Annotated in this window: 23 protein-coding genes; 11 read left to right on the forward strand and 12 right to left on the reverse strand. The window is 41.1% G+C overall.

The window, feature by feature from the left end:
- Positions 1 to 15 precede the first annotated feature (15 nt).
- Genes G6R02_RS10935 through G6R02_RS10945 form a run of 3 tightly spaced genes read right to left on the reverse strand, consistent with a single transcriptional unit; the run spans position 16 to position 1,896 of the window.
- The gene (locus G6R02_RS10935; RefSeq protein ID WP_164669294.1) at positions 16 to 414 is read right to left on the reverse strand and encodes a VOC family protein; all 399 of its coding nucleotides are present in this window, start codon (positions 412 to 414) and stop codon (positions 16 to 18) included.
- Between the two features lies 1 nt (position 415).
- Positions 416 to 1,207, reverse strand: a complete 792-nt coding sequence (locus G6R02_RS10940) for a phosphosulfolactate synthase (RefSeq protein WP_164669295.1) — start codon at positions 1,205 to 1,207, stop codon at positions 416 to 418.
- Complete coding sequence (locus G6R02_RS10945) at positions 1,204 to 1,896, reverse strand: 2-phosphosulfolactate phosphatase (RefSeq protein ID WP_164669296.1); 693 nt, start codon at positions 1,894 to 1,896, stop codon at positions 1,204 to 1,206. The genes G6R02_RS10940 and G6R02_RS10945 overlap by 4 nt, the downstream gene beginning before the upstream one ends.
- 166 nt (positions 1,897 to 2,062) lie before the next feature.
- Here G6R02_RS10945 and G6R02_RS10950 point away from each other — a divergent pair, with 166 nt between their 5' ends.
- Both G6R02_RS10950 and G6R02_RS10955 read left to right on the forward strand, forming a co-directional pair.
- On the forward strand, positions 2,063 to 2,773 hold the full coding sequence (locus G6R02_RS10950) for a phosphoadenylyl-sulfate reductase (protein ID WP_164669297.1): 711 nt from the start codon (positions 2,063 to 2,065) through the stop codon (positions 2,771 to 2,773).
- Between the two features lie 130 nt (positions 2,774 to 2,903).
- Entirely contained in the window at positions 2,904 to 3,137 is a 234-nt protein-coding gene (locus G6R02_RS10955) for a TM2 domain-containing protein (RefSeq protein ID WP_164669298.1), read from the forward strand.
- Positions 3,138 to 3,390: 253 nt separating this feature from the next.
- On the opposite strand, the gene copZ is transcribed toward G6R02_RS10955, so the two are convergent.
- The 3 genes from copZ to G6R02_RS10970 all read right to left on the reverse strand — a co-directional run bounded on the left by copZ (position 3,391) and on the right by G6R02_RS10970 (position 6,362).
- The gene (gene copZ, locus G6R02_RS10960) at positions 3,391 to 3,597 is read right to left on the reverse strand and encodes a copper chaperone CopZ (RefSeq protein ID WP_164669299.1); all 207 of its coding nucleotides are present in this window, start codon (positions 3,595 to 3,597) and stop codon (positions 3,391 to 3,393) included.
- A gap of 80 nt (positions 3,598 to 3,677) precedes the next feature.
- The gene (locus G6R02_RS10965) at positions 3,678 to 6,059 is read right to left on the reverse strand and encodes a heavy metal translocating P-type ATPase (RefSeq protein ID WP_164669300.1); all 2,382 of its coding nucleotides are present in this window, start codon (positions 6,057 to 6,059) and stop codon (positions 3,678 to 3,680) included.
- 12 nt (positions 6,060 to 6,071) lie between these two features.
- On the reverse strand, positions 6,072 to 6,362 hold the full coding sequence (locus tag G6R02_RS10970; RefSeq protein WP_205520211.1) for a metal-sensing transcriptional repressor: 291 nt from the start codon (positions 6,360 to 6,362) through the stop codon (positions 6,072 to 6,074).
- Between the two features lie 216 nt (positions 6,363 to 6,578).
- Here G6R02_RS10970 and G6R02_RS10975 point away from each other — a divergent pair, with 216 nt between their 5' ends.
- The gene (locus tag G6R02_RS10975) at positions 6,579 to 7,121 is read left to right on the forward strand and encodes a hypothetical protein (RefSeq protein WP_164669302.1); all 543 of its coding nucleotides are present in this window, start codon (positions 6,579 to 6,581) and stop codon (positions 7,119 to 7,121) included.
- A gap of 50 nt (positions 7,122 to 7,171) precedes the next feature.
- Here the strand turns inward: G6R02_RS10975 and G6R02_RS10980 are convergent, their stop codons facing one another.
- Entirely contained in the window at positions 7,172 to 9,367 is a 2,196-nt protein-coding gene (locus G6R02_RS10980) for a heavy metal translocating P-type ATPase (RefSeq protein ID WP_164669303.1), read from the reverse strand.
- Between the two features lie 499 nt (positions 9,368 to 9,866).
- Here G6R02_RS10980 and G6R02_RS10985 point away from each other — a divergent pair, with 499 nt between their 5' ends.
- Entirely contained in the window at positions 9,867 to 10,412 is a 546-nt protein-coding gene (locus G6R02_RS10985) for a hypothetical protein (RefSeq protein ID WP_164669304.1), read from the forward strand.
- A 115-nt stretch (positions 10,413 to 10,527) separates the two neighbouring features.
- Here G6R02_RS10985 and G6R02_RS10990 read toward each other — a convergent pair whose 3' ends face one another.
- Positions 10,528 to 11,202, reverse strand: a complete 675-nt coding sequence (locus tag G6R02_RS10990) for a DUF421 domain-containing protein (RefSeq protein WP_164669305.1) — start codon at positions 11,200 to 11,202, stop codon at positions 10,528 to 10,530.
- A gap of 218 nt (positions 11,203 to 11,420) precedes the next feature.
- Here G6R02_RS10990 and G6R02_RS10995 point away from each other — a divergent pair, with 218 nt between their 5' ends.
- Positions 11,421 to 13,007, forward strand: a complete 1,587-nt coding sequence (locus tag G6R02_RS10995) for a peptide chain release factor 3 (RefSeq protein ID WP_164669306.1) — start codon at positions 11,421 to 11,423, stop codon at positions 13,005 to 13,007.
- A gap of 137 nt (positions 13,008 to 13,144) precedes the next feature.
- Here the strand turns inward: G6R02_RS10995 and G6R02_RS11000 are convergent, their stop codons facing one another.
- Positions 13,145 to 13,504: a hypothetical protein gene (locus tag G6R02_RS11000; RefSeq protein ID WP_164669307.1), complete on the reverse strand. Its 360-nt coding sequence runs from the start codon at positions 13,502 to 13,504 to the stop codon at positions 13,145 to 13,147.
- Positions 13,505 to 13,596: 92 nt separating this feature from the next.
- On the opposite strand from G6R02_RS11000, the gene G6R02_RS11005 reads away from it, so the two are divergent.
- From G6R02_RS11005 to G6R02_RS11015, 3 genes are all read left to right on the forward strand, one after another.
- A complete protein-coding gene (locus tag G6R02_RS11005; RefSeq protein WP_164669308.1) occupies positions 13,597 to 14,646 on the forward strand; it encodes a C45 family autoproteolytic acyltransferase/hydrolase in 1,050 nt (349 codons plus the stop codon).
- A 107-nt stretch (positions 14,647 to 14,753) separates the two neighbouring features.
- Positions 14,754 to 15,545 (forward strand): ABC transporter ATP-binding protein, encoded by a 792-nt coding sequence (locus G6R02_RS11010; RefSeq protein ID WP_164669309.1) that lies wholly within the window; start codon positions 14,754 to 14,756, stop codon positions 15,543 to 15,545.
- Positions 15,538 to 17,181 (forward strand): hypothetical protein, encoded by a 1,644-nt coding sequence (locus tag G6R02_RS11015; RefSeq protein ID WP_164669310.1) that lies wholly within the window; start codon positions 15,538 to 15,540, stop codon positions 17,179 to 17,181. The genes G6R02_RS11010 and G6R02_RS11015 overlap by 8 nt, the downstream gene beginning before the upstream one ends.
- A 108-nt stretch (positions 17,182 to 17,289) precedes the next feature.
- On the opposite strand, the gene G6R02_RS11020 is transcribed toward G6R02_RS11015, so the two are convergent.
- Together G6R02_RS11020 and G6R02_RS11025 are read right to left on the reverse strand one after the other, a co-directional pair.
- The gene (locus G6R02_RS11020) at positions 17,290 to 17,613 is read right to left on the reverse strand and encodes a DUF4870 domain-containing protein (protein ID WP_164669311.1); all 324 of its coding nucleotides are present in this window, start codon (positions 17,611 to 17,613) and stop codon (positions 17,290 to 17,292) included.
- An 87-nt stretch (positions 17,614 to 17,700) separates the two neighbouring features.
- Positions 17,701 to 18,291 (reverse strand): SCO family protein, encoded by a 591-nt coding sequence (locus G6R02_RS11025; RefSeq protein ID WP_164669312.1) that lies wholly within the window; start codon positions 18,289 to 18,291, stop codon positions 17,701 to 17,703.
- A gap of 183 nt (positions 18,292 to 18,474) precedes the next feature.
- Here G6R02_RS11025 and G6R02_RS11030 point away from each other — a divergent pair, with 183 nt between their 5' ends.
- Both G6R02_RS11030 and G6R02_RS19940 read left to right on the forward strand, forming a co-directional pair.
- Entirely contained in the window at positions 18,475 to 18,921 is a 447-nt protein-coding gene (locus G6R02_RS11030) for a YndM family protein (protein WP_164669313.1), read from the forward strand.
- A gap of 42 nt (positions 18,922 to 18,963) precedes the next feature.
- Positions 18,964 to 19,131: a hypothetical protein gene (locus tag G6R02_RS19940; protein WP_205520116.1), complete on the forward strand. Its 168-nt coding sequence runs from the start codon at positions 18,964 to 18,966 to the stop codon at positions 19,129 to 19,131.
- Positions 19,132 to 19,202: 71 nt separating this feature from the next.
- Here G6R02_RS19940 and G6R02_RS11035 read toward each other — a convergent pair whose 3' ends face one another.
- The gene (locus G6R02_RS11035; protein WP_164669314.1) at positions 19,203 to 20,216 is read right to left on the reverse strand and encodes a DUF3231 family protein; all 1,014 of its coding nucleotides are present in this window, start codon (positions 20,214 to 20,216) and stop codon (positions 19,203 to 19,205) included.
- A 177-nt stretch (positions 20,217 to 20,393) separates the two neighbouring features.
- On the opposite strand from G6R02_RS11035, the gene G6R02_RS11040 reads away from it, so the two are divergent.
- Positions 20,394 to 21,626: a dicarboxylate/amino acid:cation symporter gene (locus tag G6R02_RS11040; RefSeq protein WP_164669315.1), complete on the forward strand. Its 1,233-nt coding sequence runs from the start codon at positions 20,394 to 20,396 to the stop codon at positions 21,624 to 21,626.
- Positions 21,627 to 22,006 lie beyond the last annotated feature (380 nt).

Genomic DNA, 22,006 nt, shown 5'->3' on the forward strand with positions numbered 1-22,006 from the left:
CTCTTCCCCTTCACCTTAATAAACCATATCTGAATCGTAATAATACTTGAATTCCAGTAAATTTTTTGCCGGATCGATCAGGAAAAATGTTTTATGTTCCTCCTGCTTTCCTTCAAACCGTGTCATCGGCTTTTTAAAGAAAGGAAGTTCCGCTTTAGTCGCATACTCCAGCGTTTGATCGTATTCTCCTTTTTCCAAAAAAGTTACACCAAAATGGCGCGGATACATTTTCGGCTGTTCATCCACATTTTCCGGACTCAAATGGCAAACAACCTGATCACCAAAAAAGTCAAATGTTACACGATCATCGTACCTCCTAGCCAGTTTACAGCCTAATTTCTCATAAAACGATGCCGTCTCATCCAGTTCTTTACATGGTATCGCCAAATGAAATACTTTATTTGTATTTCGCATGTTAATCCTCCTTATTTACAACAAACATATTTGAAAACATATTAAACGTATCTGAGCGCAATCCTAAACGTAACGTTTCCAGTGCGATTACATCTGATAAAGCTATATTGGCAAGGTTGACATTTGCCCCCACCTGTTGAATAAAAAAGGATTGCATTTTTTTCGTTGGTGCCTCAAAAATTAAGCTTTCGAATGGAATATCGGAGTCAGCAATTTGCTCAAAAATATCCATTCGAATATCCCCATCTTCACGGCACATTCCACTTGTTCCGCTTTCCCTTGATTCGGTAATGACTTTTGTTGCACCGGCCGCTAGATCTTCATAAATATTTTCAATCCATTCAAAAGAATCCTGCTCATCCGACTTTAGCGAATTCTTATTTCCCACTTCGCTAAACACTGTAAATTCCTTTGAGAATTCCTTAATGTACGCTGCTTTCTCGCTGTTGGAAATTGGAAAAGTTCCATTAGAAACTTCCACATAATTGCAGTGAAATGATTTACAGTAGTTATAAAACTCCTCGATCCTATTCTGGCTCAAAAATTTTTCAAATAACGTACCACCGAAAAAAAATTCAATGTCATGTTCCCGCAGACAATCTATTTTTTTTCGTAAAAATTTCGTTATCAATGAAGTACCCCATCCAAACTTTACAAAATCAATATATTCACTCGAACTGCGGATTGTATCCAGAAATAATTCCAATGGAGTTCCATTATCTATCAGGATGGTTAATCCATTGTCTCTTGGCTTTCCTTCCCTGGCAGGCAAAATCAGCCCTGTTTCCGTCATACATTAACCCTCACAATCATCGGTGTTTTGCCAGTCCCATTCATCTTCATGACAAAATCCGTAGTCATTTCTTCGATACAAGCCAATACATCTTCACGTTTAAAGGCCGGATTATCCTCATCAAAAAACTTTCTGGCCACATGGGAATTTTTAATCCGTTCCATTACCTCCCCAACCGGAATACTATTGGAATCCTCTAATATGCTCTTAATGTATGCTGCACAAGCAAGATCATCATCTCCACTCGGATGGGATGCAACAATGTTGACAACCGGCTGTTTTTCTTTTGCCATTAACCGACGAACATATTCCGCGGTAGTTCTTGCATTTGTAAATCCAGTAACGAGCACATCATTGGATGACAAACAGTTTAATGCAGCTTGCACCCCGTTCGTTGTTTTTTGCACAAGTGCCCTACCGGAAAGGTTTTGCTGCAGTATATTGTACGGGGAGTTATCCAAATCAAACCCTTCTATCGCCAAACCATTAGTTTCCCCTGCCAGGAGATATGCCGGGTTTTCCGTCTTAATCCGAAATGCATCCTCAGTTGTCTCAACAAGAGATATGTGTGTTACGCCTTTTTGAAGGGCATAATGAGCCACCGTAAATGCCCGAATCACATCAACGACAATTGTAATATGCGCATCTTCTAAAGGGGCTGATCTGCCCTGATAAATATTAATCTGCATTGATATTTCTCCTTACATTTCAGCATACAAAAAGTATATTCGCCCAGTTCATATCCGTGAATTATAGTTATATAATCGTTTTAACAATCTGAAATCGAATTGAATAGATTGACTTTAGGGCAAATGACTAGCTAGAATAATAAATATACAAAGCGAGGGGGAGAAAATGGAGAAAAAGTTAACCTGCGATAATTGGGATAACGATGTTCAGGAAAAACTCAACAATGAATTTAATGATTTTATGAGCGTAATTAAATGGGCCTTTCAAACATATAATGAAAATATTCTTTATGCCTGCAGTTTCGGGGTAGAGGGAATCGTGCTGATGGACCTTATATCCAAGGTTAATCCAAATGCAACGATTGTCTTCCTGGATACCGAACTGCACTTCAAAGAAACGTATTCCCTTATCCATAAAGTAAAAGAAAAATATCCAAGCCTTCATATTAAAATGGTTAAACCTGAATTAACTGTGGAACAACAGGCAGAAGCGTTTGGTGATAAATTATGGGAACGGAATCCAAACCTGTGCTGCCATATGAGAAAGATTGAACCATTGGAAAAAGAACTTAAAAATGTTGACGCCTGGTTTTCCGGGTTACGACGTGAACAATCACTCAGCAGAAAGAACACTGATTATATTAATAAAGACAATAAATTCAACCGAGTTAAAATATGCCCGTTAATTCATTGGACATGGGATGATATCTGGAACTACATCGAGTTGAACAACCTGCCATATAACGAGTTGCATGATAACTACTACCCAAGCATCGGTTGTGAAATGTGTACACTTCAGGTTAAACCGGACGCCGACCAGCGATCGGGACGGTGGGCAAACTTCGACAAAGAAGAATGCGGACTGCATCAAGCCTAAAATTGAGGTATTCAATTAGACGCCGTTTTTAGCTGGCGTCTTTATTTTCGCGAAACGATCGGTGCCTAAACCATTGATTTTATTGCTTAGCAAAAAAATGAAGATTATACTTGATAAGGAGGTGATTGTAATGAGAGAAAGAAGTATGGTGATTGCTTACATATTATGGTTCTTTCTGGGTCAGCTGGGTATCCACCGCTTTTACACCGGCCGTGTCGGATCTGGAATCACGCAATTATTATTAGGTATTTTTGGCTGGGCAACCACATGGCTGCTCATTGGTTGGATACCACTTATCATTCTTTGGATTTGGTTGTTTATCGATATCTTTTTGATACCAGGTATGTGCCGCAATCCGAGGTAAACATGAATCGGCAGAAGTTGAGTTTCCCGGCCAAAGTTGTATAGATGCCCGGGATTGGGTCTGAGTTCCCCGGCCAAAGATGTATAAATGCCCGGGATTGGGTGCCAGTCACTTACCGTAGTTTCTTTTACTGTACGTGTTATTAAAAATAGTTTTATTCTTTTTTGGGAGCGAGAGTTACGGTAAGTGACTGGCACCCCTTCTCACAACAAAATCCGGCCCTCCCAATCAGGGGAGCCGGTTCATTTTTATACTAAGCTACAACATCATAGCCCTGATCTTCAACAGCTTCGCGCATAGCTGCAATGGTCACCTTGGTATCATCATAAGTAACATCCACTTTACCGCTGCCAAGGTCCACTTCAACAGTTTGTACACCTTCAAGCCCTTGCAGTGCACCTTTCACTGAGCTTTCGCAATGACCACATGTCATCCCTCTTACATCTAATGTAGTTTGCATGATAATATCTCCCCTTTTTTAAATTTTCAAGGTTACTCCTTCTGTGGAGGAATTCCGCTCCACAGAAGCAGTTTCCTTTACTATATTTTAACTCGCTTCAGGCGTAGTGAGTTAGAAACAACACTAACAGAACTTAATGCCATCGCACCACCAGCAATCCATGGCGCCAACAGACCGACAGCTGCAATTGGGATACCGGCACTGTTGTAGGCAAATGCCCAGAACAGATTCTGCCGGATATTTTTGATGGTTGCTTTACTGATTTTGATTGCCTTTGGTATCAGCAGCAGTTCACCGCCAAGAATTGTCACGTCCGCTGCTTCAATCGCAACCTCTGTTCCTGTTCCAATTGCAATCCCGATATCAGCTATGGCAAGTGCCGGTGCATCATTAATTCCATCACCAACCATCGCAACTTTTTTGCCTTGTAATTGGACTTCTTTTACTTTATCCGCTTTTTCTTCAGGTAAAACCTGTGCGATAACCTGATCAATGCCAACCTGTCGCGCAATCGCCAGGGCAGTCCTTTCATTATCACCAGTAAGCATAATCGTTTCCAGGCCTTGTTCATGCAGCTGACGTATTGCTTCGACAGCAGTTTCTTTAATCGTATCGGCTACCGCAACAATGCCACGGTACGCTCCATTGACAGCTATCAGCATGGCGGTTTTACCATCCGTTTCATATCCGGACATTTGATCCTCAACATCAGCAGTAACACTGTTTTCCTGCATCAGCTTTCTTGTACCAACCAGTACTTCTTCTCCGGAAATTACTGCTTTGATGCCCCGGCCTGGTATTGCTTCAAACGAATCCGCATCACGAAGCGCAATATCCTGCTCCGTCGCATAGGCAACAATCGCCTCTGCCAGCGGATGTTCGGAACCTTTTTCCGCCGAAGCCAGCAGCCGTAATGTTTCTTCATCACCGGAAAAATCGGTCACTTCCGGTTTACCTTTTGTAATTGTGCCAGTTTTATCTAAAATAACCGCATCTAACTGGTGTGTGCGTTCCAGATGTTCGCCGCCTTTGAATAAAATACCTGACTCAGCGGATTTCCCGGTTCCGACCATAATCGAAGTCGGTGTTGCGAGCCCAAGCGCACATGGACATGCGATTACCAGTACGGCAATTGCCGCAACAAGCGCCGGCTCAAATTCACCGGGGGAAACAAATGAAATCCAAATAATGAATGTCAGCACGGCAATTCCAACAACAATCGGTACAAAATATCCGGAAATCACATCAGCAAGCCGCTGGATCGGTGCTTTTGACCCTTGTGCATCTTCCACCACTTTTACGATGGATGCCAGCGCCGTATCCTTGCCGACCTTAGTTGCTTCCATTTCAATCGTGCCATTTTTGTTAATGGTTGATCCGATAACATCTGATTGTATTTCTTTTTCAACCGGAATCGATTCACCAGTGATCATTGATTCATCAACCGATGTGTTCCCTTTCACAACCACACCATCAACAGGGAATTTTTCACCCGGTTTAACCAGCAATCGGTCACTGACTGCCACATCTTCCACCGGGATCATCATCTCATCGCCATTACGAATAACCCGAGCCTGTTTCGCCTGCAGATCAAGCAGTTTGGACAAGGCAACCGTTGTTTTACTTTTCGCGTTAGTTTCCAGATATTTTCCGAAAAGAATAAGTGTAATCAAAATCGCACTCGTTTCAAAATAAAGATGCGGCATATATCCCGGATTACCGATTGTTTTCAATGCTTCGTACAAGCTGTAAAAATACGCCGCACTCGTACCCAATGCAACGAGTACATCCATGTTTGCCCCGCCGTTACGCAAGTTCTTATACGCACCAACATAAAACTGCCAGCCGATAATGAACTGAACCGGAGTCGCAAGTGCAAACTGGAACCATGGATTCATCAGGATATCCGGTACATTAACACCAAACAGATGAACAAGCATTGTCATCAGGAGCGGTGCCGACAATACTGCAGAAATAATCAGCTTCGTTCGCATCCGCTGTACTTGCTTTTCTTTTTGTGTCTGTTTCTCCTCCTGACCTGATTTTTCTTTTGCATCATAGCCAAGTTTCTGAATCCGGCTGATGATATCCGTTACACCCATTAAGCCGGGATTATATTCGACAGCAGCACTTTCAGTAGCTAAATTAACATTGGCCAACTTGACTCCGCTTTGTTTATTCAAGACTTTTTCAATACGGGTCGAGCAGGCGGCACAGGTCATTCCGTAGACGTCAAATTCCACTTTCTCCGTCTGAACGCCATAACCCAGCTTTTCAATTTTAGCCGATATATCATCAACGGAAGTTGCAGAAGGATTATAGTCAACTGTTGCTTTTTCTGTCGTTAAGTTGACTTTCGCTTCTACACCATCCATTTTATTTAAAACTTTTTCGATACGATTCGAGCAGGCAGCACAGGTCATCCCTGTTACACCAAGTGTTGTGTGTTCTGATTCACTCATCTTTTATCCCCCCTACTTGGAAAACTGCTTCATAATTTCCATTAATTCGTCAATTGCTTCTTCCCCTTGTCCTGATTGTACCGCATCACTGACACAATGCTTTGTGTGCCGCTCAGCCATGGAGAAGCCAACTTTTTTCAATGCCGCGTTAATTGCGCTGATCTGTACCAAAACATCAACACAATACCGATCTTCCTCAACCATTTTCTGAATACCCCGAACCTGTCCTTCAATCCGCTTCAGACGATTGACAACAGCATTCTTCTCAGCATCAGTCCTGGGTGTTACCGGATGATCGCGCATGAATTCTCCCACTTGCACCACTTCCTTTCATCTTCTGATTATATGGTACCCCCCTATGGTATTTTTGTCAATAGAAAAACTTTATTTTTTAAAATAATTATTTATCAACATTTATTTTTTAATTAATTCTTCTTGTATACCCCCGCAACGTATATCATATTACCAGTTATCCATGAATATATTGTATTGGACAACTTGTGATTGGAGTTGATTTATATGTCAATCGGAATTTATCTGATTATGGGAATTTGCAGCATTCAAGTAACAGCAATTATTTTCTATATTGTCTACTACCGGAAACGGATTACCGACATGTATGGCATGCTGATATCCATGTCAACGGGGATGGCAATGGGAATTCTGATGGGAACAATCCTCGGCGTTGTATTTCAAGATAACTTATTTGAATCAACCATCTATGCCATCCTGATCGGTTTAGCAATCGGGTTTATTACGGGAGTTCCCGTTGGTTTGCCTGCTGTCATTGACGGTATCCTGTCCGGAATCATGGGAGGCATGATGGGAGCAATGCTCGGTGATATGATTGCCATGACCCGCCCCGATGAAATTGTTAAAATTTTGGCTTTAATAGTTACCATGGTTTTACTCCTGGTCTTATATACAACAGAAGACATTATCCGCAAACAATCGGGCCGGGATACTTTTACTATTTTTCGATACCCTTTTCTCATCCTGCTTATCATTTCAATTATTTTTATAGGATTAAATGGCGTAGAATTATTCGAGCTAAGTTACTAGTTCTCCAAAAAACTGATGTCCCAGAAGCTATTGGCTTCCAGGACATTATTTTATGCTTTTAACAGTTTGGCATTAATAGCAACAATTACCGTGCTCAGACTCATCAACACCGCTCCAACTGCCGGGCTGAGTACAATGCCGATTGGTGCCAGCACACCTGCTGCAAGTGGGATGGCGAAAATATTATAGCCCGCTGCCCACCACAGGTTCTGAACCATTTTTCGGTAAGTTTTACCAGACAGGTCCATCAATGCGACTACATCTTTCGGATTGCTTTTGACAAGAACGACATCTGCTGATTCCATTGCGACATCGGTGCCGGCACCAATAGCGATACCCAAATCCGCTGTTGCCAGCGCGGGAGCATCATTGACACCATCACCTGTCATAGCAACTTTCCATCCTTTTTGCTTGATTGTCTTCACCTGATTCGCTTTGTCATCAGGTAAGACTTCAGCATATACCTCATCGATTCCTAGTTGTTTGGCAACCCAATTTGCTACTTTCTGATTATCACCGGTCAGCATAATCGATTCAATTCCTTTTTCTTTAAGCGAGGCAACCGCTTCTTTTGCCGTGTCTCTTACCATATCTGCAAGAGCAATCATACCGATTAATTCATCCTCCAAAAGGACAAAGACAACGGTTTTTCCTTCTTCCGATAATTGTTCAAATGTATGCCGGTCATAATCCATGTTGTTATTATTAACATAGCCGGGACTGACGACATTAACTTTTTTGCCATCAATTTTTCCTTCAATCCCTTTACCGGTAATGGACGCAAATTCCTCAATTTTTTTCAAATCAAGGTCTTTTTCTTTTACCGAACGGACAATGCCAGATGCAATCGGATGTTCTGAATTCTGTTCCAGACTGGCCGCCCATACCAGCACAGTATCTTCGCCATATCCATTATGTGGCACAACATTGGTAACGCCAAATTCTCCTTTAGTTAAGGTACCTGTTTTATCAAAAACAACGGCATTTAAATTGCGGGCACCTTCAAAATTAGCACGGTTACGGATTAAGAGTCCTTGTTTTGCAGAAATCGACGTCGAAACTGCAATAACCAGTGGCGCCGCAAGTCCAAGAGCATGCGGACACGTGATAACCATAACCGTAACCATCCGCTCCAGAGCAACATCAAACGAATACCCGAACAGCAGCCAGACAAACAATGTGATGAACCCGGATGCGAGGGCAATGTAAAACAACCATTTGGCAGCGCGATTTGTCAGGTCCTGCGTTTTTGACTTGGAATCCTGTGCTTCACGAACCAGTGTTATAACCTGGGAAAGATAGGAATCCTCCCCCGTTTTTTCTACCTTTATTTTAATAGATCCCTCTTTGTTAACTGATCCGCCAATCACTTCATCGCCTTTTTCTTTCTCTACCGGAACTGATTCACCCGTCAACATTGACTCATCGATAGCTGAATATCCTTCATAGATTGTCCCGTCGACCGGTATTTTTTCACCAGGTTTTACGAGGACGTTATCATCATGTTGCAATTCTGATGTCGATACATCGGTCACATTGTCATGCTCATCAATCTTGTGTGCTTCGTTTGGCATTAGTTTGACCAGTTCTTCCAATGCATTGGAGGCACCCATCACCGATCGCATTTCAATCCAGTGACCAAGCAGCATGATATCAATCAATGTTGCCAGTTCCCAGAAGAAATCTTGGCCTTCCAAGCCGAACACGGTCAGTGAACTGTACCCGTATGCAACCAGAATGGCTAGGCCGATCAGTGTCATCATGCCTGGATTTTTACTTTTGAGTTCACTGATACCACCAGTAATAAACGGCCAGCCGCCGTAGAAGAAGACAAATGTTGCAAGCGCGAACAGGATGTACTGATCAGACGGAAAACGCCAGTCAACACCGATGAAATTCTGAATCATTGGTGACAGGATTAATATAGGAATCGTAACAATTAATGAAATATAAAATCTCTTTTTGAAATCATTAACCATATCACCGTGATCGTGTTGACCATGACCATGGTTTCCATGTCCGTCATGCGCATGATGACTGTCGTGATTGGCGTGATCGCCATGGTTATGATGATGATGTTCATTGCTATGTCCGTGATGGTCATCCTCGTTTTCATGGTGAATATGGGATTTATGGTGGTCAGGACCATGATGTTCTTTTAACTCACCATGCTGATGATTAGACTCAAGGTGCTTCTCATCCGCATTATCTTTTTTACTCTGTTTATTTTCATAATTATTGTTCATATTAGTCTCTCCTTTCTCAGACCAAAACATTTTGCGTTTTATACAATACCCCCGTTAGGTAAATGATAAACATAAAATAGAGCTAATTAAAAGTCATCTGCATTGTCTATTACTATTTTCACTTATTTTATACCAGATATGCAGATTGAAATTTAGCTTACACATTAGTTCTGCATAAGCTTATATGACCTATCATATTTTTTCTATTAATAAACACACTTCATAATGGTTCTGACAAATACGGAGCCAGGGTATAAACTCTTGATGGAAATATAGTAACTTCAGTAAATTACTTAAAAGATATTGAAGGGAATAATGAAAGTATGAAAAAATACTCCTTATAGTAATTGGGTTACTAGTCATAATTCGCTGTAATATTTGATTGAAAACATACAATAATCACCCTTTTATAAGTTTTGGAACATTTCCTCCATATATTTACAATTTCAGATCTTCCGTATAGACTACTACTGTATTGATAAAAAGGGGGCAAACAAAAATGAAAAAACTATTAACACTCATGGCACTTATGCTGGTTCTTGTGTTGGCTGCATGTGGACAAACAAATAATGATGCAGACGATAAAAATAATGGAGACGGAGACACAAACGCCAGCGAAACAGATAAAGCAGAGGAAAATGACGATAAAGCAGTAAAGAAAGCTCTCCTAAACAATTACTTGGACGTTCTTCAAACTATTCGTCCACTTCAATCTAAAATAAATATTTATACGGGAGCATTAAATGATCCGGAAGCAGAGGCTGCGGAAGCTTTAAAAGAGGAAGCCATCACAGCTGCAGAAGAAGCAGTTACTGCTATAGATGAGCTCACAGTGAAAGACTTGGATGAAGAAAGAACCGCTCAATTCAACGAGGCTTTGGCAGATTTGAAAGCGGCGTATGAGGAATATACTACTGTACTTGCTGCAGAGGAAGTGGATGTAACAGCAGCCGAAGATAAAATAACTGCAGCAAATGACAAATTAAGTTCGTTGTTTGAAGAAGCAGGATTAAATGATACTAATCTGGCAAAAGAAATTATGTAATAAATACACTGGTTATTGTAAAACGCTTGGATCAAAGTATCCAAGCGTTTTCTTGACTATCTGCACCCGGTGTAATCAATCAGCCTGCTTTGAGAAAAATCACAAAACACATCAATCAGGATGTCTGTACAAAAAGTCCGTCTCCCTCCAGCCATTCTGCAATAAATACTCGGCTATAATCATCAACTCCCTGTGATAAAAGCATATTTTTCAACCACTTCGCATCATACCCAAGATCTTTTACTTCATCCCACAGCACCTCACCATCACGCACCAGGGTAACCGGCGGGTGGACTGCTTTATCAGGCATCTTAAAATCCTCCTGCGTTGTTTTTTGGTATCGGGATTTTTTTAAAATACTTATCGATCCATTCGCCTCGAGATAGCAAAATTCCACTTCACGGATGGAAAAAGTTTCGCTTTGCCGCAACAGGCTTTGCAGCTGATTGATATTCATCCGGTTTTTACGCAATGCTTCCCTGTCAACTATGCCACGTTTGATGAGTGCAGAAGGCTTTCCTTCTGAAATACCCCGGAACTTCAGGAATTTTTGACTGAGGTATTCCACCAAGAATAGCAAAACACTCCATAAAGCCATTGCATATACGATATAAATAACGCCAACCTTTTCATCATAGAGCGCATTACCGAGCAGTTCACCAAGCACAATAGCGGCGATAAACGTAAATGGCGTTATCTGGCTTATCATTTTTTTACCGGCAAACTTAACTAGAATAAATAATAGAAAGAATCCAACAACCAGCTCAACACTCAAATAAAAGAACTTCATACAACCCTGCCCCCATCTTTTTATCATTTATTTCCAACTATCAGTCATTCTAGTACAGTTATTCGTACCTCCCTGTCTTGAGTTGATTGACTAAAAACTCACTAAATGCTATCTTTTGATGGTATAAAAAACAAATAATAAGGAGAATTATACCGATGTAAACTAAATCCCCCATCAGACCGCATATATAAAACCTTAAAATATGGAAGGGATTTTTTATGACAATAACAGATGAAGTTAATAAACGACGTACTTTTGCTATCATTTCACACCCCGATGCAGGGAAAACAACTCTTACGGAAAAGCTGCTGCTGTTCGGAAATCTGATCCGCTCAGCCGGCACCGTTAAAGGAAAAAAATCCGGTAAATTTGCGACATCTGACTGGATGGAAATCGAGAAACAGCGTGGGATTTCCGTAACATCCAGCGTGATGAATTTTCCATATAACGGGTATCAGGTCAATATTCTGGATACCCCCGGTCACGAGGATTTCAGTGAGGATACGTACCGAACACTCACCGCAGTTGACAGTGTTGTAATGATCATCGACGCAACTAAAGGAATTGAAGCACAAACTATTAAATTATTTAAGGTATGTAAAATGCGAGGAATCCCTATCTTTACTTTCATCAATAAACTGGACCGTGAAGGAAGGGAACCTCTTGAATTGCTCGAGGAAATCGAAGAAGTACTAGACATTGAGACTTATCCGATGAACTGGCCGGCAGGGATGGGCAAACGATTCCTCGGTACATTTGACCGTCATGGTAAACAGTTTATCCAATATAACGGCAACGAGGAAGAAACATATATCCCGTATGCAGATCTCGACAAACCGGAACATAAGACGCTGATTTCACAGTCGACTTATCAGGCGGCAAATGATGAGCTTGCCCTTGTAGAAGAAGCCGGCGATGAATTTTCACTGGATGCAGTACTTTCCGGTAAGCAGACACCAGTCTTTTTCGGAAGTGCACTTGCTCCATTTGGCGTGCAGAACTTTTTTGATACATTCATTTCAATGGCACCCGAACCGGCACCGCGCAAATCAACCGAGGGCGTCATCTCACCGGAAAACCCGGACTTCTCCGGATTTGTTTTCAAAATCCAGGCAAACATGAACCCTAACCACCGGGACCGAGTTGCTTTTCTAAGAGTTTGTTCCGGCAAATTTGAACGCGGGATGAGTGTAAACCTGGCACGTACAGGCAAGTCCATCAAACTTGCACAATCCCAGCAGTTTGTCGCTTCATCCAGGGATACCGTTCAGGAGGCGTATGCCGGCGATATCATCGGAATTTATGATCCGAACGCATACCAAATCGGCGACACTTTATTAGAAGGAAACAACCTGTTCGAATACCGGGAACTTCCGCAATTCCCGCCGGAGCAGTTCCAACGCGTCACTGCCAAAAACGTTATGAAAGCAAAACAGTTCAAAAAAGGAATCGAACAACTCGTTCAGGAAGGTGCGATTCAATTGTATAAACATTACCGTTCTGAATCGTATATTCTCGGAGCGGTCGGTGAATTGCAATATGAAGTCTTCCAGTATCGCATGAGGAACGAATACAACGTGGAAGTAATGCTCGAGCCAATCGGCGAACGGGTCCCCCGATGGCTCAAAGCTGACCAGGTTGACCCGTCACTCTATGATGAACGCAACATGCTTGTCCGGGACCGTTCCGACAATTATGTAGTATTATTCAAGAATGACTTTTCCCTGAACTGGTTCAAAGACAATCACCCGGATATTGCGTTGATTGATCTGTTTGACGTGAACCAGTATGACCAGACAACATAATAATACTATGATGCACACAGAGTTCCTATGAGGGATTCTGTGTGTTTCTTATTAAGCTCGACTTGTGGGTTCGTGTTATTAGTCATTTTTGTAAATTCCGTAGATATTAACTATTATTCTGGAGATGTTGAAGGCTATTACGTTGATTTTTCTACTGAGGAATAAGCCCTTCTCCTGTTATATTTGCTCTCCCCTGATAAACCCGCTCTTCTCCTGATATATCTGCTCTTCTCCTGATAAACCCGCTCTTCTCCTGATATATCTGCTCTTCTCCTGATATATCTGCTCTTCTCCTGATATATCTGCTCTTCTCCTGATAAATCCGCTCTTCTCCTGATAAATCTGCTCTTCTCCTGATATATCTGCTCTTCTCCTGATAAATCTGCTCTTCTCCTGATAAATCTGCTCTTCTCCTGATATATCTGCTCTTCTCCTGATAAATCTGCTCTTCTCCTGATATATCCAGTTAACCACCCCTGATACACCCTCCCATTCAAGAAACACCTCCCTCCCCTATGCAAAACCTTTTCCTTTCAACAGCAAATAACGTACACTGTCATTAGTCGAAAACGAAAGAGGTCTGACTGTAATGAAACAGGTCTATAGTGATGTTATCCAATTCAGAGGAAACCATTATGACTTTGGCTATATGCAGGGTGAGCGGCTCCGAAACTCCCCTATCCTGCCGAACCGCAAAAAGCAATGGGGTCCAAAAAAAGACCGGCACTTCCTGATCAATATAAAAGAATTCAAAGAAGCGATTATGACTTTTGCGCCCCGCATCGGGGAAGAAATCCATGGCCTGGCAGATGCACTGAACATGAATCAGGAAAACGCCATCCGTGAATTTGGCGGATATTATCTGGAATATGGTCGCAGTGGCTGTTCGATTTTCACCGATCCGGATTTTATGATCCGCAATTATGACAGCCATCCACTTGGTTATGAGGGACGTTTTTTATTTTATCAACCGACAGACGGGGGCTATTCTGTTGTTGGTCCGACCATGCAAATCACCGGCCGGATAGACGGGATGAATGAAAAAGGACTTGTAATGGGCTATAACTTTACGCACCGCAAGCAATCAGGGGACGGATTTATATGTAACATGATTGGCCGGATTGTTCTCGAAACATGCGCTGATGTAAATGAGGCCGTCTCCCTTTTGAAAGAAATTCCACACCGTCACTCCTTCAGTTATGTTCTGCTGGACCGGAGCGGAGAGTCTTATGTTGTGGAAGCTTCGCCAAGAGAAGCAGCAATACGCAGATCCAATGTATGCACCAATCATTTTCATCTGCTTGATGAAGAAAACCGCTACCGTCAGGAAGAATCACGCGATCGCGAGAAGACAATCCGGCAACAGCAGAAAAATACGACTGATCCATACCAGGCTTTCCGGGTGATGAATGACACCGATAAAAATATTTTCTCAGAAAAATATGGTGCATATGCCGGCACTTTGCATACAGCAGCTTACTTCCCAAATCAAATGAAAGCATGGTTCGCAATTGGCCCGGACAGGAAACCGGTTATCTTTGACTTCCGTAAATGGCTGGCCGGACAAAATACCCACGCGACCCGGATAAAAGGCGAACTCAACCATCATGCTCCATTTGTGAATATGGAAGAAATATAGACCAATAACCTGCCGCAAATGGAGAACATTTATACCAAACACAGCAGTCAAAAATACCCCAGATATGTTAAAATTGTTATATTATTTTGTTTAATGGGGGAATTGAATTGACTGAGAAGATATTGTCGCTCAACGACCTGACCATAAATTTGGGCGGCAAACGGGTTTTGAATGGCATCAACCTCGATGTCTATCAGGGGCAGATCATCGGCTATATCGGCCCAAACGGCGCCGGTAAGAGCACAACGGTAAAAATAATGCTCGGGCTCATAGAAGATTACAATGGCACAGTCGAGATTTTTGATCAGGACATAGCTGACGGGGACCATACATATAAACGAAGAATTGGCTACGTGCCCGAGAATGCGGAAATCTATGATAATCTCACGGCAAGTGAATATTTAACGTTCATTGGTGAGTTATATGGACTCGATTCCAGGGAAGCAGAATCGAAAGCACGAAATTTAATGCGGGAATTTGAAATGGATAATGTGTTCAATACTCGCATTTCATCTTTCTCCAAAGGGATGCGGCAAAAAGTATTAATCATCGCAAGTCTGCTGCACGACCCTGACCTGCTGTTTTTGGATGAACCATTAAATGGTCTGGATGCCAACAGTGTCATGATTATAAAAGAAATTCTTGCACAGCTGGCAGCACAAGGCAAAACGATATTCTACTCGTCGCATATTATGGATGTCGTCGAGAAAATCAGTAATCGTATTATCCTGTTAACAGATGGGGAAATCGCTGCTGACGGCAGTTTCGAGGAATTAAGAGAGCAGAGTAAAGAAGGATCACTCGAGGAAATATTCAATCAGCTTACCGGATTTGACGAACACAAAGAAATTGCCGGAAACTTTGTGGATATTGTAAGTGAGGGAACCGGCAATGAATAATTTCCGCTCACTGAAGTTTATAGACAAGTTTAAATTTGTATTTGAAATACTCGGAATTGACTATGCTGATATGCGAAAAATTCTTCAGCTAAAGTTAACATTGGATCAAAGACGCGTCCCTACTGTTTTCAATATGGATTCATCAAAGAAGAAAGATGGAAATCAGTTTCTGAAATCATTATGGCTGTATGGTTTTTATGGACTCATCATCATCCCATTTCTTTTTCTGGGTGACAATTATATGCTGCAGATGAGTCTGATTTTTGGAATTCTAATGTTTTTCCTGATGACATCGATGATTTCTGACTTTACAACTGTTTTATTGGATGTCAGGGACAAAAATATTTTAAGTACAAAACCAGTAAGCAAAAAAACAATCAGTGCAGCAAAAATGGTGCATGTCAGCATTTATATGACGTTAATGACAGGAGCATTAGTAACAATTCCATTTGTGGTTATGATTATTAGACAAGGTGTCATTTTTTCACTTTTGTTTCTGGCAGTCTTAATTCTCAATGTTCTTTTTGTTATTGCACTGACCGCTCTCATCTACATTTTTACGTTGCGTTTTTTCAATGGCGAGCGACTAAAGGATATCATCAACTATGTGCAGATTTTATTATCGGTTGGTATCATCGTCGGATATCAGTTACTGGCCCGTTCCTTTGAAGTAGTTGATTTAACCGTAACTTACACATTCAGCTGGTGGCATGCGTTGATACCGCCAATCTGGTTTGCAGCACCATTTGAATGGTTACTAAATCAACATATGGCAAATGAAATAATAGTATTATCGGTTACAGCTTTGGTCATTCCGATTATATCGATAGTAATCTATTACCGCTTGATGCCGTCCTTCGAGCGGAACCTGGAGAAGTTATTGAATGAATCCGGAAAAAATAAAGGCAAAAAACTCCGGCTTGACAATCTGTTGGCACGTCTTGTTTGTTTCAACCGGGAAGAGCGCGTGTTCTTCCAGTTTGCATCCGTGATGATGAAAAAAGAAAGAGAATTCAAGCTGAAGGTTTATCCATCACTTGGGTTTGCTTTTATCTTTCCGTTTATTTTTCTATTTAACGATTTAGATAACGGCTCATCACTTCAAAATATCGCCGGGGGCAAATCATACTTGACCATTTACTTTAGTGCCATCATGATCCCGGCAGTAGTACACATGCTGAAGTTCTCGGAAAATTATAAAGGAAGCTGGATTTTTCTGGTATCACCGGTTAAGGATCCGGTATCGTTTCGGCGGGGCGCATTAAAAGCATTTTTAGTCAAGCTTTATCTGCCGATTTTCACCATATTGAGCGTAATATTTTTATGGATTTTTTCTGTGAGGATATTACCGGACCTGATTGCAGTGTTGCTGGGTGCATGTCTCCATGCAATTATTTCATATAAGATGTTTAATAATGACGCCTACCCATTCAGTCATTCATTTGAAGGTGCACAGAATATGAATACTGCCATAAGTATCATGCTGACATTAATGGCTGGTATATTCGCACTGGCCCACTATTTCGCATTGTCATTCAGCCATGGAATCTATATTTATCTTGGTATCCTGCTTCCAGCGACAATTGCTGTTTGGATTATTGCTTTACCAAAAAAGAATACGAAAGTTGTTCATTAATTAAAACGGTTGTTTACGCAAAAATTGTTGCTGTCTGACCCGCAGTCCCAATATGTTAGAAAAGAGCTATTAAAAAAGACGTTTTCCACAAGAGAAAACGTCTTTTTCCTATTTAATTAATCTGAAAACCAATGGAATCCGATATTTTTCCCCACTATATGCCTTAATCATTGCAATAATGGTAAATACAAATGCAAGAATCGCAACGATAAAAATTAATACAAAACCGATTAACACCAGCATCAATATCGTACTGACAACGGAATAAACAGCATATGATATGAGGAAATTAAAATATTCCTTACCATGGTAGTCAACAAATTCAGATTCTTCCCGTTTAATGAGCCAAATAATTAACGGTCCCAAAATCGGAAAGAACAAGCTGACCAGGTATATCAGCAACGCAAACAGCCGTTCATCATTATTCGACATAATCCTCCCCCTTTTCTTTTCCATTCATCATACCATAATAATATGAAAAGGGCTCAAGCTTCTTGATAAAGATTTTATAGGCATAAATTATCCTTCTTTTGAAGTAAGTATTTTTGCATGATCAACAATTTTGTCATACGGTACATTCTGATAGCCATTGTATTTTTTCACAATGGTACCCTCCTGATTAATCAGGTAGAAACTTGTCCCATGTGTGAACTGATCCGTTCCTTCCGGCGGCGGTGCGATTGCAGATTTAAAGGAATTCACTGAAAGATTTTCCACATAGCTGAAGTCATATCCACCAAGAAAAGACCAATTCGATAAATCTCCCCCGCGTGCTTCGATAAATTCTTTTCGAACGTCAGGTGTATCCCGTTTCGGATCGACAGTAAATGTAACGATCTGAACCGGAACATCCGCTTCCTTCAGTTTATCCTGAAGTTTCGCCATATTTGCTGTCATTGGCGGACATACCGTGTTACAGCTTGTAAACGCAAAATTGGCAAGCCACACATTGCCTTCCAGATTTGATGATGAAACAGTCTCACCATCCACGTCTGCAGCTTCAAAATCCTGAACTTGCCAATCGAGTTTATCAGGGATTGTTTTTTCGCCACATGCGGAAAGCACAATCATTACCAATACGAAACAAGCTATTTTCAACAATTTATTCATAAAATTTCACCTTTCCAACCTGCTAAAATATCTTTCTTTACTCCATAATCGTATCGTATAGTCTGATTACTATTATTTCAATAATAATACTTGAAAGTTGTATGACAATTAAGTATAGAGAAAGCTTAATAAGCAATAATAAAAAGTAAATACCTTTATAAAAGAAAGATGAGGTCTAATATTATGAATCACTTAAAAATTATCGGAATTAAGTTTATCGTCATTGCTATTGCGGTTTTCTCTATTTTTGGCATTTTAAATAATGCCTCATTGTCGAACTTATTTTGGATAAGTCTGCTTGTTACGGGTATTGCTTATATTATCGGGGATTTATTTATCCTCAGGAAAACCGGAAACGTTATAGCTTCCCTGGCAGACTTTGGTTTAGCATTCCTTTCACTTTGGGTATTGGGCAGTTTATTTCTCGTAGAAGGAATGCCTGTGGTTACTCTGTCACTACTCTCCGCATTTTTTATCGCGTGCTCTGAATTGCTTATTCATGCTTATATCCTAAATCACCTGGATTTTGACCACAAGGATACAAGAACGATGAACCAACTACAGACGGAATTCTCCGAAGAAATTGACCCGGATATGAAAACCGATAAAAATCAAAAGGATAAAAAATAAAAATTAACGGCGTATTATTTTGTAATGACAGGAGGCTAATAAATGGATAAAAAGAAAAAAAAATCACAAAAATACGATGAGGTCGTTGCACCGGGAATAGACCCGGATGATGCTTTCGGCAAAGACGCATCCGCAGCTGAAATTAAAAAAGGAGAATCAACGAAGGTTACAAGACTCAAATATGATGAGTATGACTCCAGTGAAAAATAAATAATGAAAGGAATGCACTATCCGACTCGGGGTAGTGTATTTTTTTATCACCAAACCAGTCCTCCATATTGCTAGTTCGATAACTCATCACGGTCACTTGCACGTGGTGGTTCTTCCATCCAGCCATTGTCAATAAGAATGTTTGCACCATCTTCCGAATATTTAAGGATTTCATGGATAAATCGATCGTAATGTCCCGTTAAATCCCGTCTTAAACATGTGGAAATACTTGTCCCATAAAATCCAATCCCCAACGAAATCAAACCAGTAACAGTAAACGTCATCAGACTATCCGAAAATGGAGCAACCTTTGATTCAGTCACATAAGTATCGGAAGTCATCGGAACAGGCAGGTCATCCTCTTGCAATAATGAACCAAGGACCTCGTTGTGCTTTTCGGCGATTTCCTTCCCCCGCACGAAAAATTGCGAAACCTTTTTTGATTTTGCAACCTGACTGAATCCTGTCAGTGTTCCTATTCCCAAACTGTTACGTTGAATATTGGCAAATATATTTGTTATCTCCAGTGCGAGTAATGGTCTTCTTTCACCAAACCAGCCCGTCAGAAAAGATTGCTTTTTTACAAAATCAACATTTTCCGGGTAAGGAATATACGGTGAACGGACGAATAAACCCTTCTCCAATAATAACTCTTTAACCTTCGTGTCCAACTGGTTGGACTCTGTCAGGCATTCAGCAAAAAATTGATTAACATCTGACCGGACAGCTAAAGATTTCGACATACCAAACGCATTCATAGAAATCTGTGCAGACTGTTTTAAAAACTGCAGCATATACTGATCGGAAAACAATCGGGGGGCATCCATGTTTAAGTCCTTGTCCACAGAAAAACCTTGTGGAAGCGGGTAATTTTCTTCCATAAAAATGGTGGTCAGTTTCTCAATATATGACTTGGACAACTGTAACGCATGCTCAACTATCGGTCTGATATCAGAGTCCTCCACAGTGTTTAACAAATGGGTTAACAAACATATTGAACCCGTATCATTTTGATAAGCAGTCCAAAGCTGTGATAGTTCTGCGGCAGTAAGTCGGATATTCTCTTCTTTTCCCACGGTTTTCATTCCTCCGTTTACATTCTTTCCTTATATTATTTGTCCTTCATGAAGAATCTATTCTTTCAGTTCCCAATTCTGCTTAATTGAATCAATCATGAAAAATGTAATGTGTTATTTTTTTGCCTGGTATTACATACGTATTTAATATGCTTTGTACATTTATCAGAAAGGAGGAAGATTGCAATGGCAAAAACGAGAAAAATAGGTTTACTGACACAAATTTTAATCGCATTTGTAAGCGCCATCATAGCCGGTATTATATTTGGGCCTGGCATTGATGTTGTCCAGCCGCTGGGTGACTTATTTTTACGTCTTATTCAATTTTTGATTGTACCTTTAATTGTATCGTCGCTCATTGTAGGTGTTGCCAGTACCGGCAGCATGGAAACGCTCGGAAGAATTGGCGGAAAAACAATCCTGTATTATATAAGTACTACCTTTATTGCAGTCAGTATTGGACTTCTTGCAGCCACTTTATTCAGCCCTGGAACAGGCGTCGATGTTTCCACATCCAATGAAGTACCTGAAGCTACTGAAACAGACGGTGTCATTAGTGTTTTATTAAACATAATCCCGACGAACCCGCTGGAAAGTCTATCCAGCGGTAACATCCTGCAAATTATTTTCTTTGCAATTTTTATCGGCGTCGGTATTACCATGGTTGGGAAAAAGGCTGATCCTGTCTATCGCTTTTTTGACGGATTTGCCGAAGTCATGTACAAGATCACCTGGATTATTATGAAACTCATCCCAATTGGTATTTTTGGCCTGCTGGCACCAATTATCGGCGAATACGGACTTTCCGTTTTACTTCCATTAATCAAGCTGATTTCGGTCGTTGCCATCGCCTGTATCGTTCATGCACTGGTCACCTACTCCATCGCCGTCAAGACACTGGGAAAAATGAATCCCTTACAGTTTTTTAAAGGAATCGCTCCGGCCAGCCTTGTTGCATTCAGTACACAAAGCAGCTCAGGCACACTGCCGGTCACAATCAAATGCTCAGAAGATAACCTGGGAGTGTCGAAAAAAATATCAAGCTTTATTCTGCCGTTGGGTGCTACCGTAAACATGGATGGAACATCACTTTACTTGAGTGTTGCCGCCCTCTTTGCCGCACAGGCGTATGGTGTTGAATTAGGATTCACACAAATACTGATGATTGTCCTGATTGGAACATTAGGTTCAATTGGTGCCGCTGGTGTCCCTGGAGCAGGTCTGGTTATGTTAACACTCGTATTGACTACATTAAATTTACCATTAGAAGCTATCGCATTAATTGCCGGAGTTGACCGTTTCATGGATATGTTCCGGACTGCAGTCAATATCACAGGGGACGCTGCAGGATCTATCGTGATTAACTCATCCGAAAAAAATCTCGACGAAACACCTGATTCTGAATCAACAGCTGGATAGAATTACTAAAGAGGCTGGGACAAAACAAAAAAGTGTTGCCAAAAGACGAACAATGCATGGAAATAGCGGAGGGAATATACGTAGACTCCTGGGGGAGGAAAGGCATCGTTGAGACTCCGAAGTGCGCTAGCAATCTTTTCTGCGAGGAGTGCTGCTCCTCCGAAATAATTTGCAACACGACGAGCACAAGGAGGCTCACCAGCCGCCCCCGGCTAAGAAGACACTGCGAAAACGCACTTTTTGAGCAGATGTCGCCTTGGTACCCGGAGGTGTGAAAGCGAAGTATATTCCCGGAGCGTTTTTGTGCACCATTTCCAATATGTTCGGATTTTGTTATTAAAAAAACACTTTTGTCCCAGCCTCTTCTTCTATTACAAAAC

Origin of the sequence: Virgibacillus doumboii (assembly GCF_902806455.1) — a bacterium.
In the GTDB taxonomy this organism is placed as follows: Bacteria; Bacillota; Bacilli; order Bacillales; family Amphibacillaceae; genus Lentibacillus; species Lentibacillus doumboii.